We start from the raw sequence: 12582 nt of genomic DNA on the forward strand, positions 1-12582 counted from the left end.
CAATGGAACATCACACTATCCGGGTGCCGGAGCGCTTCAACTTCGCTCAATGCATCCTCGAGCGCAACGCCGCCAGGCCCGCCAAGCTTGCGTATGTCGACGACACCGTTGAACTGAGCTACGGCGAACTCGACCGGCGCGTGCGTGCCTGCGCAGCCGGCCTGCTGGCGCTTGGCCTGCATCCCGAGGAGCGCGTGATGCTGGCAATGCAGGACAGCGTCGACCTCCCGGTCGCCTTCCTCGGCGCGCTGCTGGCCGGCGTCGTGCCGGTTCCGGTCAACACGCTGCTGCCGCCGGCAGATCACGCCTATATGCTCGCCGACAGCGGCGCCCGCGTCGTGATCGCATCAAGCGTCCTGGTGCCGGGCATGCTTGAAGCGATGGCGCTGGCTGGGCTGAAGCTACCGCTGGTGGCCGCCGGCGTGCTCAATAGCTTGCCCGACGCCGTCATCCACTTCGACCGCTTGCTCGACCTTCCGCCGCTGACGACGGCGGCCGACACTTGCGCCGACCAGTTCGCATTCTGGCTATATTCGTCCGGCTCGACGGGCCGGCCGAAAGGGACCGTCCACTCGCACGCGAACCTGTTATGGACCGCCGAACTGTACGCCGCCGGCGTACTGGGCATGCGCGAAGACGATGTCGTGTTCTCGGTGGCTAAACTGTTCTTCGCCTACGGACTTGGCAATGCGTTGACGTTCCCGCTGTACGTCGGGGCGACGACGATCCTGATGGCCGATCGCCCGACCCCGCAGGCGGTGTGCGAGCGCCTGCGGGGTCGGGCGAGCGGCCATCAACCGACCGTTTTTTGCGGCGTGCCGACGCTGTACGTCGGCCTGCTGGCATCCGACTGCCTGCCCGCCAGGGCCGACTGCCGGCTGCGCATCTGCACCTCGGCTGGCGAAGCGCTGCCGCGCAATATCGGCGAACGATTTCGCGATCACTTCGACTGCGACATCCTGGACGGCCTCGGCTCGACCGAGATGCTGCATATTTTTCTTTCCAACCAGCCCGGCGACGTTCGCTACGGCGCGAGCGGCAAACCGGTGCCCGGCTACCACGTGGAGCTGCGCGGCGAAGACGGCGCCAGCGTCGCGCCCGGCGAAATCGGCGACCTGTTCATCCGCGGGCCGAGCTCGGCCCTGATGTACTGGAACAACCGCGTCAAAAGCCAGGCCACTTTCCTTGGCGAATGGACCCGCAGCGGCGACAAGTACGTCGTCGACACGGACGGTTACTACACCTATGCCGGCCGCGGCGACGACATGCTCAAGGTCAGTGGCCAATATGTGTCGCCGATCGAGGTCGAAGCGGTACTGATGACCCACGCCTCGGTGCGCGAGTGCGCGGTGGTTGGCGTGCCTGACGCCCAGGGCCTGACCCGCACCCTGGCTTACGTCGTTGCCAGCGTCGGTCAGCAAGGTGACGCGGCCCTGGCGCAGGAGTTGCAGGCCTGGGTCAAGGCGCGGCTGGCGCCGCACAAGTATCCGCGCGAAGTGATCTTCCTCGTTGAGTTGCCGAAAACGGCGACCGGCAAGATCCAGCGCTTCCGGCTGCGGAGCGCGCCTCAATGACAGCTGCCGTACAAGTGGCCACGATCGCCTGGAATGGCGGCCCGCTGGCGATCGAATATGCATGGGTTGGCGCCGCGGCATCGACTCACCCGGTGGTGGTGTTCTTGCACGAAGGACTCGGGTCGCTGTCGATGTGGAAGCAGTTTCCGCACCAGTTTTGCGAGGCGAACGGCTTGCGCGGGCTGGTGTTTTCGCGTTACGGCTACGGCAATTCGACCGCCCGCCCCGCGGCCGAACGATGGGCGACAGACTTCATGCACCGCCAGGCGTTCGAGGTGCTGCCGCCACTGTTGGCCGAACTAGGCATCGAGCGGCCGTGGTTGTTCGGCCATAGCGACGGCGGCTCGATCGCGTTGCTGTACGCGGCGCGTTTTCCGCACCAGGTCAGCGGCGTGGTCGCCGTGGCGCCGCATATCTTCGTCGAGCCGGTGACAATCGCCAATATCGAAGCCGCGCACGCAGCCTATCTGCATGGCGACCTGCGCGCCAGGCTGGCGCGCCACCACGCCGACGTCGATTCCGCCTTCTTCGGCTGGAACGACATCTGGCTCGATCCGGCCTTCCTCGACTGGAATATCGCGCGCGAGCTGGACGGCATCGGCTGCCCGTTGCTGGCAATCCAGGGGGAAGAGGACGAGTACGGCACCCTCGAACAGGTGCGCGGCATCGCCCGCATCGTCGACGCCGCGCAAGTGGCGGTGTTGGCGCACTGCGGACATTCGCCGCACCGTGACCAGCCCGCAGAGCTCAGCCGGATAGCGGGCAGTTTCATTACCGGCAACGGCGGCAGCAGCAGTTAAGAAACCACAGAACTACAAAACCACAAAACCACATTGGAGACAACCATGACTACCCCGTTTTGCAATCCTCGTCTTACCGCAGTCGCAGTCGCCGCCATGCTGTTCGCCAGCCACGCCGGCGCCCAGACCGCGCCGGTCAAGGTCGGCCTGATGCTGCCGGCTACCGGCACCTTCGCCAGCCTCGGCATCATGATCGAAAACGGCTTCAAACTGTACGTTGCCGAACAGGGCGGCAAGCTGGAAAAGCGTGAGATCGCCTATTTCAAGGTTGACGACGAATCGGACCCGTCCAAGGCGAGCGACAACATCAACAAGCTGATCAAGCGCGACAACGTCGATGTCGTGGTCGGCACCGTGCACTCCGGCGTGGCGTTGGCGATGGCCAAGGTGGCCAAGGAAACCGGCACCTTGCTGATCGTGCCGAACGGCGGCGCCAATGCGATTACCGGCGCGATGTGTGCCAAAAATATTTTCCGCAGCTCGTTCTCGAGCTGGCAGTCAGGCTATGCGATGGGCCAGGTAGCGGCGCAGCGCGGCCACAAGAAAATTTCGACGATCACCTGGAACTACGCTTTTGGCAACGAATCCGTGGCCGCCTTCACCGAAGGGTTCGAAAAAGCCGGCGGCAAGGTGACCCAAAGCCTGACCCTGGCGTTCCCGAATGTTGAATTCCAGGCCCTGGTAACCCAGATTGCGGCCGAGAAGCCGGACGCGGTGTACGCCTTCTTTGCCGGCGGCGGCGCGGTCAAGTTCGTCAAGGATTATGCCGCCGCTGGCCTGAACAAGACCATGCCGCTTTACGGCCCGGGCTTCCTGACCGATGGCACGCTCGAAGCGCAAGGCCAGGCGGCGCAGGGCATGCTGACCACGCTGCACTACGCCGATAATCTGAACACCCCGCGCGACAACGCGTTCCGTCTCAGTTTTGCCAAGGCCTACAAGCTTAATGCAGACGTGTACGCGGTCCAGGGTTACGACGCTGCGCAAATGCTGCACGCCGGTCTGAAGGCCGCTGGCGGCGACATCGCCAAGCAGGAAAAAGTAATTGCCGGCATGGCGGCCGCGCTGATCGACAGCCCGCGCGGGAAGTTCCATATGTCGCCATCGCATAATCCGGTCCAGGACGTTTACCTGCGCCAGGTAAAAGGCAACAACAACGAGTTCAAGGGCATTGCCATGGAGGCGCTGGCCGACCCGGCCCGCGGCTGCAAGATGTAAATCCTTGGCGCGACCGATCGTCCAGGCGCGGCCCGCACAGGCCGCGCCTGCCTTGTTTGAGCGCCTTTCTCCCTTCCCGCCATCTGGATCCCTCATGGAAATATCGACTTTTCTCGCACAATGCTTGAACGCTGTGCAATATGGGCTGCTGCTGTTTCTGGTGGCGAGCGGCCTGACGCTCATTTTCGGCATCATGGGCGTCATCAACCTGGCGCACGGCAGCTTTTATATGATCGGCGCCTACATGGCCTGGTCGCTCGCGCCGCTGTTCGGAGACCAGTTCGTGCTCCAGCTGCTGGCCGGCGTCGTGCTGGCCGCCCTGCTCGGCTTTGTACTCGAATGGGCGTTTTTCAGCTACCTGTACCAGCGTGACCACCTCCAGCAGGTACTGATGACATATGCCCTGATCCTCGTCTTCGAGGAAGTGCGCGGCCTGCTGGCCGGCAATGACGTGCACGGCGTAACCGTGCCGCCCTGGCTGTCCGGCAGCGTCGCGCTGGGCGACTTGATGAGCTACCCGGTCTACAACCTGTTCGCCTCAGGCGCCTGCCTGCTGGTGGCGGTAGGGCTGTACTGGGTGGTCAACCGTACCCGGCTCGGAATGATGATCCGCGCCGGCGCCAGCAACCGCGACATGGTGCGCGGCCTGGGCATCAATATCGGCCTGTTGTACCGGGTGGTGTTCGCCGCCGGTGTGGCGTTGGCGGCGCTGGCCGGCATGATCGCCGCACCGATGACGTCGGTGTACCCGGGCATGGGCGGGCAAATCCTGATCATCTGCTTCGTCGTGGTCGTCATCGGCGGCATCGGTTCGATTTCCGGAGCGCTGATCGCCTCGCTGCTGGTGGGTTTTGTCGATACCTTCGGCAAGGTGCTGTTCTCCCAATTCAGCGGACTGAGCATTTATTTGTTGATGGCGCTGATCCTGGTCTGGCGCCCGCAGGGCTTGAAAAACAAAGGGTATTAAGTCATGAACGCTTCAACCTTGAACTCCGCGCGCGTGGCAGCGCCGCGCGCGCGCGCGCACCATGCATGGTGGCCGCTGCTCGCGGTGGCGGTACTGGCCGCGCTGCCGTTGGTGCTGTCGGCCTATCTGCAGGAACTGGTGCTCAAGATCGCCATCTACGCCATCTTCGCACTCAGCCTGGAACTGCTGGTCGGCTGGACCGGCCTGATCAGCCTGGGGCACGCCGCCTTTTACGGTATCGGCGCGTACCTGACCGTCCTGCTCTCGCCAGAATCCGAACCCGGCGCGCTTGGCGTGCTGCTGCCGCTGGCCATGCTCGGCGCCGGCGCCTACGCGCTGGTGGTCGGCGCCCTCAGCCTTCGCACCAAGGGCGTCTATTTCATCATGGTGACCCTGGCGTTCGCCCAGATGGCTTATTTCGTCTTCCACGACACCAAGGTCGGCGGCGGCAGCGACGGCATCTTCCTCAATATCCGTCCGCTGTTGCAGGTCGGCGGCAAGGTACTCGTCGACCTCGAGAAGCCGCTGCACATGTACTGGACGGTGATCATCTGCCTGGCCGGCTGCTACGCCTTGCTGGCGCTGATCCAGCGCTCGCGTTTCGGCCATGCGCTGGCCGGCATCCGCGCCAACGAACAGCGCATGCGCGCCACCGGCTACAACACGTTTGCCTACAAGCTGGCGGCTTTTGTCATCGCCGCCATGCTGGCCGGCGCGGCCGGGTTCCTGACCGCGGCGCGCAGTGGTGCCGTCAACCCCGAACTGTTGTCCTGGCACGAGTCCGGCGCGGTGCTGCTGATGATCATTCTCGGCGGCCTTGGCAGCTTGCGCGGCGCGGTGCTGGGTGCCGCCGCCTTCATCCTGCTCAAGGAACTGTACTCGTCGGAAGCGATCGTCGGAACGTTCGCCCCGCACTGGCAGCTGACGCTCGGACTGACGATGATTCTGTTCGTCGCCTTCATGCCGAACGGCTTGGTCGGCACCGTCGCGCAGTGGAAGGCGCGTCGTCGCGCCGGGGTAAAAGGAGAACGGCCATGAGCACAATGTTGAACACGATGCAAAACGTCACGCCGCTGCTGGAGGCCGCTTCGCTGAGCCGTCATTTTGGCGGTCTGGCCGCGGTCGACCAAGTGTCGGTCGCCCTTTATCTCGGCGAAGTGCACGCGGTGATCGGTACCAACGGCGCCGGGAAATCGACCCTCATCAACATGCTGTCGGGCGAACTTGCGGCGTCAAGCGGCACCATCCACTTGCGCGGCACGGCCATTACCGGCTGGAGCCAGGCGCGCCGAGCGCGTGATGGGGTCGGACGCAGCTACCAGCGCACCACCATTTTTCTAAAATTTACGCTGCTCGAAAACTGCCGCCTGGCCGCCCAGGCCGCGCTGCAAAAGCCGTGGGCGCTGTGGCAAGCGGCGTCCGCCTGTCGGCAAAGCCTCGGGCGCGCCTGGGAGGCGCTCGAAGCGGCCGGACTGCATGAATCGGCACATCGGATCGCCGGCGCGATCAGCCATGGCCAGCAGCGCCAGCTCGAAATCGCCATGTGCCTGGCCACCCATCCGGCCGTGCTGCTGCTCGACGAGCCGCTCGCCGGCATGGGCGCCGAGGAGACCGAGCGCATGCTGGCCATGCTCGAACGTTTGCGAGCGGCCCACGCAATTTTGCTTGTCGAGCACGACATGGACGCGGTGTTCCGTGTCGCCGACCGCATCACCGTCATGGTCAACGGCCGCGTGATCGCCACCGACACGCCCGATAATATTCGCACCAGCGCCGCCGTCAAGCTTGCCTACTTGGGCGAATCACACGAGCAGAAAGCCAGCCATGCTTGAGATCCGATCGCTCCACACTTACTACGGCGACAGTCATATTCTGCACGGCGTCGACCTCGACATCCCGGAAGGCAAAGCGGTCGGCCTGCTGGGTCGCAACGGCATGGGCAAGACCACGCTGATTCGCTCGCTGATGGGGTTCGTGCCGGCTGCCTCGGGCACGCTGGCGTGGCGCGGCCAAGACTGCACCGGCGCCACGCCCGAGCGCATGGCGCGCAGCGGCATCGGCTATGTGCCGGAAGGGCGCGGCATTTTCCCCAACCTGTCGGTGCGCGAGAACCTGACGATGAGCGCACGGCGCGGCCCGCACGGGCGCACCGACTGGGACTTCGCACGCGTGATGGCCACTTTCCCGCGCCTGGCCGAACGGCTCGATCACGGCGGCCAGCAATTGTCCGGTGGCGAGCAGCAGATGCTGGCGATTGGCCGCGCTTTGATGACGAACCCGGACTTGCTGATTCTCGACGAAGCGACCGAGGGGCTGGCGCCGCTGATCGTCCAGGAAATCTGGCGCGTGATCAAGCTGATCGGCCAGACCGGCATCAGCACCCTGATCGTCGACCGGAATTATCACGCGGTGCTATCGCATACCGACCTCGCAGTGGTGATGGAAAAGGGGCAGGTGGCACAGTCGGGCAGCTCGGCCGCGTTGCTGGCCGAGCCGGACAAGCTGGCGCGCTATCTCGGGGTCTGAGTCGCCCATTCGGAAAACATATGCAACGGCCTGGCTGGGATCTGACCGCAGCCGATTTTTCGTTGACGCATGAACTTCAACCGTACCACGAACAAGGGGTGCCGGTAGCTCAGCGGGTAAGCCACGTACCAGCGAATGCAGACCAGGATGATGTCGATCGGGAAGCGCATCCCTTCGAAGTTGAACATGTGGATTTGTCCTGGATTCGGGCACCGCAGTTTACCGGATCGGCCCGTCGACGACGGCGAATGCGACAGAACCCGATATCTTCCATATGGCAGACAAGCGCTGGAAAAATCGCCAGGAAAAGCTTGGCATAGTTGCACGCGCATGTTCAACGCCGAACAAGCCAACGCCTGTGTCCGCAAGCATTGGTCGATTGAAAACAGCCTACATTACGTGCGCGGTGTGACGCTGGGCGGGGACGCCTCGCGCATCCGTACACAACCAGGAACGTTCGCGCGTCGGCGCAACTGGGCGCTCAATTTGCTGCGATTCAAAGGATGTCAGAACAGTCAAGTAGCCCGACAATCATTGGGTTAGGACCCACAGGATGCATGGGATTGTCTTAATGCTGCTAAAAAAACAGTCCTGCCACGCGAGCGTAGACCGAAATAAAATTCAGAAAAAATTAAATTTCTAAAAAAATTGCACAGTGCTATAAAAACCATTTATGTCCATGACAAACTGAAAACATTGTTAAATAGTTTGCATTTTAGTAAATGTTGAATACTTTGCAATTGTGGTTTTTGTCCGACTTGGCCAGGCACGTTGCCACTTAAGTGCGGATCAAAACAAGATGCATAAAAGAAATTGAATTTCCAAGGTGAAATTATGCAATACTGCAAGCAATTATTTTTGTCCATGACAAGCAACGAAGGAAAACATGTACGGGCTCGTCAATAAAGCGATAAGAGAAATGGTGACGATTGGCTATGGCGACGCCATGTGGGAAAAAATTCGCGCTCAGGCCGGCGTGGATGATGTGTTTATTTCGATGGACCAGTATCCGGAACAAGTGACGGACAAACTGGTCATCGCGGCGAGCGCCATTTTGGGCGTTAGTCCAAGCGACATTCTCAATGGCTTTGGCCAGTATTGGATCGGTTTCGCGCACCGACATTATGATTACGTGTTTGACATGTCGGGAAACACGTTCCTGGAATTTGTCAAAAACCTCAACAACATGCATTCGCGCATTGGTCAATGGATGCCCGACCTGAGGCCGCCTTCCTTTACCGTCACCAAGGAAACCGCGGAGTCGTTTCACTTGCATTATTATTCGTCCCGCTCGGGATTCGGGTCCATGGTCGAAGGATTGCTCGCAGGGTTAGGCGAGCGCTTCAACACCGAGGTCAAGGTCGAACACCTGGGCGGCGTCGAACAAGGCCTGGATCATGAACAATTTTTTGTCCGCTACCGGCCCCGCTGACAATCCGTTTGCCCTCTACATGCACCAAGTAAAACATTCTTCCACCCCGTTGCAAGGCATACCGCCTGAAGCAATGTCAGCCGTATTTCCTTTCCATTTCGTATTCAATCGACATGGGAAAATCGTGCAATATGGAGAAAACCTTCCCCGTCTTTGCCCGACGTTGACGCACGGCGCCGATATCGGCGTGCTGTTTCGCATCATTACGCCGACCGGTCTCGCGATGACGCTGGATGCCATCTCCAGCCAGTTGTTTTCGGTTTTTTTTGTCGAGTGCCTTGCAACCCGGCATGTCATCAAAGGGCAAATGATCGTCATCGACCGGGCCCGGCCCGACCTGATGATGTTTCTTTGTTCCCCGCTGGTGCGCGATGTGAGCGGTGTTAAGCGACTTGGCTTGTCCTTCAACGATTTTTCGCTGCATGACGCGACTGTCGATCTCTTATTTTTTCTGCAAACGAAAGTCAACACGATTGACGACGTCCGCACGCTGGCCGAGCGCTTGAAACAGGAGGTGCAGGTGCGCCGTGAGGCACAGCAGGCTTTACAAACCATAAATGATGAACTGGAACAGCGCGTCAAGGAGCGAACCGCCGATTTGGTGATCGCGAAAGAGAAGGCAGAAACTGCCAACAAAACAAAAAGTGCGTTCTTGTCGAACATGGGCCACGAACTGCGCACGCCATTGAATGCGATTCTTGGTTACGCCCAAATTTTATTACGAGATCGCGATCTCGATGCGCGCCACATCAACAGCTTACAGACAATCAACAACAGCGGCGACCATTTGCTCGCGCTCATTAACGATCTGCTCGACTTGGCAAAAATTGAATCTGGAAAGTCGGCTCTGCATGTCAATACATGCAACCTGCGCCATTTTTTGCATGGGGTAATAGCCATGCTGCGCGTGCGCGCAGAGCAAAAAAGCCTGCTGCTGTTGTGTAATTTGGCCCCCGATCTGCCAAGCCAAGTGCTCATGGATGGCAAGCAGGTACGCCAAATTTTGCTCAATCTATTGAGCAATGCAGTGAAATTTACCGACCGAGGGCAAGTTATTTTGCGCGTTACCCGCGTGCCATCGGGCGTGCCACTGGGTGCGGACTACACATGTTTGCGCTTCGAGATCGAGGACAGCGGAGTCGGTATCGCTCCTGATCAGCTCACGTGCATATTTGAACCGTTCGAACAAGTTGGCGACCAGCAAAAGCAGTCGCATGGCACGGGGTTGGGACTGCCTATCAGTCAACAATTGATTGAACTGATGGGGAGCAACATTCACGTCAAAAGCGCACTGAAAAAAGGCAGTGTGTTTTGGTTCGACCTCCTGCTTGGCGTAGTTGAACCCAGCGTCACGCATGCAGTGCAAGGCGGCGCCGTGGCCATGACGTGCGCTGACGGGGACGATGCATCGGCAACGTTGATACCGCCGCCACAAGAAATCGAAAAACTATATCAATTTGCATTGGCAGGAAATATGCGAAAAATTACACAACATACGGCACAGCTTTTGACCATAAATTGTCGTTATCGCCTGTTCACTGATCAGGTAAATACACTGGCGAGCGCGCATCAAACCAAGGCGATGCTGACCTTGATCGAAGCACACAAGCTTGGAATAAGTAAAAAATGATACCGATTTCACAAATCTCTCCGCAAAACAAGACCATCTTGATTGTCGATGACGTCCTTGACAATTTGCGTGTGATGGTGAGTTATCTGGAGCAACTGGGCTTTGATGTGGTGACGGCACAAGACGGCGAGGAAGCGCTGCAGCGGGCGCAGTTCGTCCAGCCCGATTTGATCCTGCTCGATGTCATGCTGCCAGGCATCGATGGAATCGAAACGTGCCGCCGCATGAAGGCCATCGCCAGCATCCAGGCAATTCCGGTCATTTTCATGACGGCGCTCACCGAGACGAACAAAAAGGTCGAGGGTTTCGCTGCCGGCGGCGCCGACTATGTCACCAAACCGTTCCAGATCGACGAACTATTTGCACGGATCACCACACAGTTGCAACTCCAGGCAATGCACCAGCAACTCGCCCTGCAAAACCTAGCCTTGCAAAAAGAGATTGCCGAACGCGCCTACCTGGATGAACGGATGCGCATCGCCTCGCTGGCGTACCAAAATAGCGCAGAAGGCATGCTGGTCATGGATGCCGCCAACCGGACCTTGTCAATCAATCCCGCATTTTCCAGCATTACCGGATATGCGCTTGACGACCTGGCAGGCATCGATTCACAGCTGTTCCAGTCAAACTGCCACGAGCCGGCATTTTATGCCGGCCTATGGGAAAGCTTGCGCATTGACGGACACTGGCATGGCGAGGTGTGGGACATACACAAGAGCGGGGAAAGGTACGTCAAATGGATGATCATCAATCGTCTCGACAACGAGGACGGTTCCTTGTATGGCCATGTGGCACAGTTTTCCGACATCACCAAGAAAAAGGCATCCGAAGAACTCATTTTGCGCCAAGCCAATTTTGACGAATTGACCGGTTTGCCGAATCGGCGCATGTTCGGCGAGCGCCTGACGCAGGAAATCGCCAACCATCACCGTGTCGGCACGTCGTTGGCACTGTTGTTCATCGATCTTGACCGTTTTAAGGAAATCAACGATACGCTCGGTCACGCTGCAGGCGACGAAATGCTGGTGGAAACCGGGCGCCGCATCTGTGCGCTGACACGTGAATCGGACATTGTCGCGCGCTTAGGCGGCGATGAATTTATTGTTCTGCTGCCCCAGGTTAAAGAGCTCCATCACGTCGAGAAAATCGCCCAAGCGCTGATCGACAGCCTGGCCGCGCCGTTTTTAGTCGATGACACGCTCACGTTCATATCGGCCAGTATTGGCATTTCCTTGCATGCCGGCACCGTTCTTGAAGGGGGAGAATTGCTAAATCATGCAGATCAGGCAATGTATGTCGCCAAGCGCCTGGGCGGCAATCGCTTCAGTTATTTCACCCCCTTGTTGCAACAAGCGGCAAACAGCCGACGCAATTTAATCAATGACTTGCGCGTTGCGCTAAATGCTAACCAGTTTCTGGTCTATTTTCAACCCATCGTCGAACTGGCAACCGGGCGTATTCGCAAGGTCGAAGCGCTGGTGCGCTGGCGGCATCCGCAGCGCGGCCTCCTTGGACCCGCCGAATTCATTTCGATTGCCGAAGAAACAGGTTTAATCGTCGAGATCGGCAATTGGGTGTTTCGGGAAGCGGTGCGCTGGGCCAAGCGTTGGACCAGTCTGGTCGACGACAATTTTCAAATCAGCATCAATATCTCACCGGTGCAATTAAAAACCGATGGCGATATGATAGAAAAAGCATGGCTGGCCTACTTGGCCGAAGTGGATTTTCCGGCTGCCAGCGTCGTGCTGGAAATTACAGAAGGCTTATTGCTTGATGATAACAACAAAACACAAGAGAAATTGCGCCAATATCGAAAAACTGGCGTCCAGATGGCCATCGATGATTTTGGCACCGGCTACTCTTCCTTGTCGTATCTGAAGAAATTCGATATCGATTTCCTAAAAATTGACAAATCGTTCATTCACAAACTAAGTACCGAACCGAACGACAGGGTGTTATCGAAAGCCATTATCATGATGGCGCATCAACTCGGCATCAAGGTTATCGCAGAAGGCGTCGAGACGGAAGAACAAAGATGCTTCCTACTGGCTGCCGGTTGCGACTATGTCCAAGGCTATTTGTTTTCAAAACCGCTCCCCCCAGAGGAGTGTGAACAATTAATGATCAGAAATTCCGTTGCGCCCGGCCATGCTATGGCCATTTAATGAATCCACTTCATGATTGCCGCTATATAAACGGTCGCGGTAGGAACACAAATTGCTCGGCGCCCCCCGCACAGATCCCTGCGAACGGCACTACCGCACAAGGCTCCTACCTTGGGTGTTTGACGCGAAACCGTTCACTTGGAGTGACTATTTAGCCGCTATGCAGCGAGCCGAATTGGATCGCCATTGAAGGCGCGCCGCAAGACGTCGAGCATGCCGTGGCCTTGTTTGCGCAGCGTGTCGAGGCAGGAGCGGATGACGCAGAAATTC

10 protein-coding genes and 1 pseudogene are annotated in these 12582 nt (G+C 58.8%); 10 read left to right on the top strand and 1 reads right to left on the bottom strand.

The window, feature by feature from the left end:
- Nucleotides 1-2: 2 nt before the first annotated feature.
- From CR103_RS18810 to CR103_RS18840, 7 genes are all read left to right on the top strand, one after another.
- A complete protein-coding gene (locus CR103_RS18810; RefSeq protein ID WP_099917467.1) occupies nt 3-1574 on the top strand; it encodes a benzoate-CoA ligase family protein in 1572 nt (523 codons plus the stop codon).
- Nucleotides 1571-2374, top strand: coding sequence for an alpha/beta fold hydrolase (locus CR103_RS18815; protein WP_099917468.1), 804 nt, complete (start codon nt 1571-1573; stop codon nt 2372-2374). Before CR103_RS18810 ends, CR103_RS18815 begins: the two co-directional genes overlap by 4 nt.
- A gap of 45 nt (nt 2375-2419) precedes the next feature.
- Entirely contained in the window at nt 2420-3592 is a 1173-nt protein-coding gene (locus CR103_RS18820; RefSeq protein ID WP_099917469.1) for an ABC transporter substrate-binding protein, read from the top strand.
- A 94-nt stretch (nt 3593-3686) separates the two neighbouring features.
- Entirely contained in the window at nt 3687-4559 is an 873-nt protein-coding gene (locus CR103_RS18825; protein WP_099917470.1) for a branched-chain amino acid ABC transporter permease, read from the top strand.
- 3 nt (nt 4560-4562) lie between these two features.
- Nucleotides 4563-5597 carry a branched-chain amino acid ABC transporter permease gene (locus CR103_RS18830; RefSeq protein WP_099917471.1) on the top strand — a complete coding sequence of 345 codons (1035 nt, stop codon included), beginning with the start codon at nt 4563-4565 and terminating at the stop codon, nt 5595-5597.
- The gene (locus CR103_RS18835; RefSeq protein WP_229443627.1) at nt 5594-6391 is read left to right on the top strand and encodes an ABC transporter ATP-binding protein; all 798 of its coding nucleotides are present in this window, start codon (nt 5594-5596) and stop codon (nt 6389-6391) included. Before CR103_RS18830 ends, CR103_RS18835 begins: the two co-directional genes overlap by 4 nt.
- On the top strand, nt 6384-7085 hold the full coding sequence (locus CR103_RS18840; RefSeq protein WP_099917473.1) for an ABC transporter ATP-binding protein: 702 nt from the start codon (nt 6384-6386) through the stop codon (nt 7083-7085). Before CR103_RS18835 ends, CR103_RS18840 begins: the two co-directional genes overlap by 8 nt.
- A 98-nt stretch (nt 7086-7183) precedes the next feature.
- Here CR103_RS18840 and CR103_RS24350 read toward each other — a convergent pair.
- Nucleotides 7184-7273: pseudogene (locus tag CR103_RS24350) on the bottom strand (IS6 family transposase); the annotation flags it as partial.
- A gap of 698 nt (nt 7274-7971) precedes the next feature.
- Here CR103_RS24350 and CR103_RS18850 point away from each other — a divergent pair.
- The 3 genes from CR103_RS18850 to CR103_RS18860 are packed head-to-tail and all read left to right on the top strand — an operon-like array spanning nt 7972 to nt 12312.
- Nucleotides 7972-8517, top strand: a complete 546-nt coding sequence (locus tag CR103_RS18850) for a heme NO-binding domain-containing protein (protein WP_099917474.1) — start codon at nt 7972-7974, stop codon at nt 8515-8517.
- A complete protein-coding gene (locus tag CR103_RS18855) occupies nt 8483-10147 on the top strand; it encodes an ATP-binding protein (RefSeq protein WP_099917475.1) in 1665 nt (554 codons plus the stop codon). The genes CR103_RS18850 and CR103_RS18855 overlap by 35 nt, the downstream gene beginning before the upstream one ends.
- Entirely contained in the window at nt 10144-12312 is a 2169-nt protein-coding gene (locus CR103_RS18860; RefSeq protein ID WP_099917476.1) for a putative bifunctional diguanylate cyclase/phosphodiesterase, read from the top strand. The genes CR103_RS18855 and CR103_RS18860 overlap by 4 nt, the downstream gene beginning before the upstream one ends.
- Nucleotides 12313-12582 lie beyond the last annotated feature (270 nt).

It is taken from the genome of Massilia psychrophila (genome assembly GCF_002760665.1).
GTDB lineage: Bacteria > Pseudomonadota > Gammaproteobacteria > Burkholderiales > Burkholderiaceae_D > JAFCUW01.

Coding starts and splice junctions, on each gene's coding strand:
- CR103_RS18855 (WP_099917475.1), top strand. CDS start 8,483: ATGAACAATTTTTTGTCCGCTACCGGCCCCGCTGACAATCCGTTTGCC.
- CR103_RS18850 (WP_099917474.1), top strand. CDS start 7,972: ATGTACGGGCTCGTCAATAAAGCGATAAGAGAAATGGTGACGATTGGC.
- CR103_RS18815 (WP_099917468.1), top strand. CDS start 1,571: ATGACAGCTGCCGTACAAGTGGCCACGATCGCCTGGAATGGCGGCCCG.
- CR103_RS18825 (WP_099917470.1), top strand. CDS start 3,687: ATGGAAATATCGACTTTTCTCGCACAATGCTTGAACGCTGTGCAATAT.
- CR103_RS18860 (WP_099917476.1), top strand. CDS start 10,144: ATGATACCGATTTCACAAATCTCTCCGCAAAACAAGACCATCTTGATT.
- CR103_RS18835 (WP_229443627.1), top strand. CDS start 5,594: ATGAGCACAATGTTGAACACGATGCAAAACGTCACGCCGCTGCTGGAG.
- CR103_RS18840 (WP_099917473.1), top strand. CDS start 6,384: ATGCTTGAGATCCGATCGCTCCACACTTACTACGGCGACAGTCATATT.
- CR103_RS18820 (WP_099917469.1), top strand. CDS start 2,420: ATGACTACCCCGTTTTGCAATCCTCGTCTTACCGCAGTCGCAGTCGCC.
- CR103_RS18810 (WP_099917467.1), top strand. CDS start 3: ATGGAACATCACACTATCCGGGTGCCGGAGCGCTTCAACTTCGCTCAA.
- CR103_RS18830 (WP_099917471.1), top strand. CDS start 4,563: ATGAACGCTTCAACCTTGAACTCCGCGCGCGTGGCAGCGCCGCGCGCG.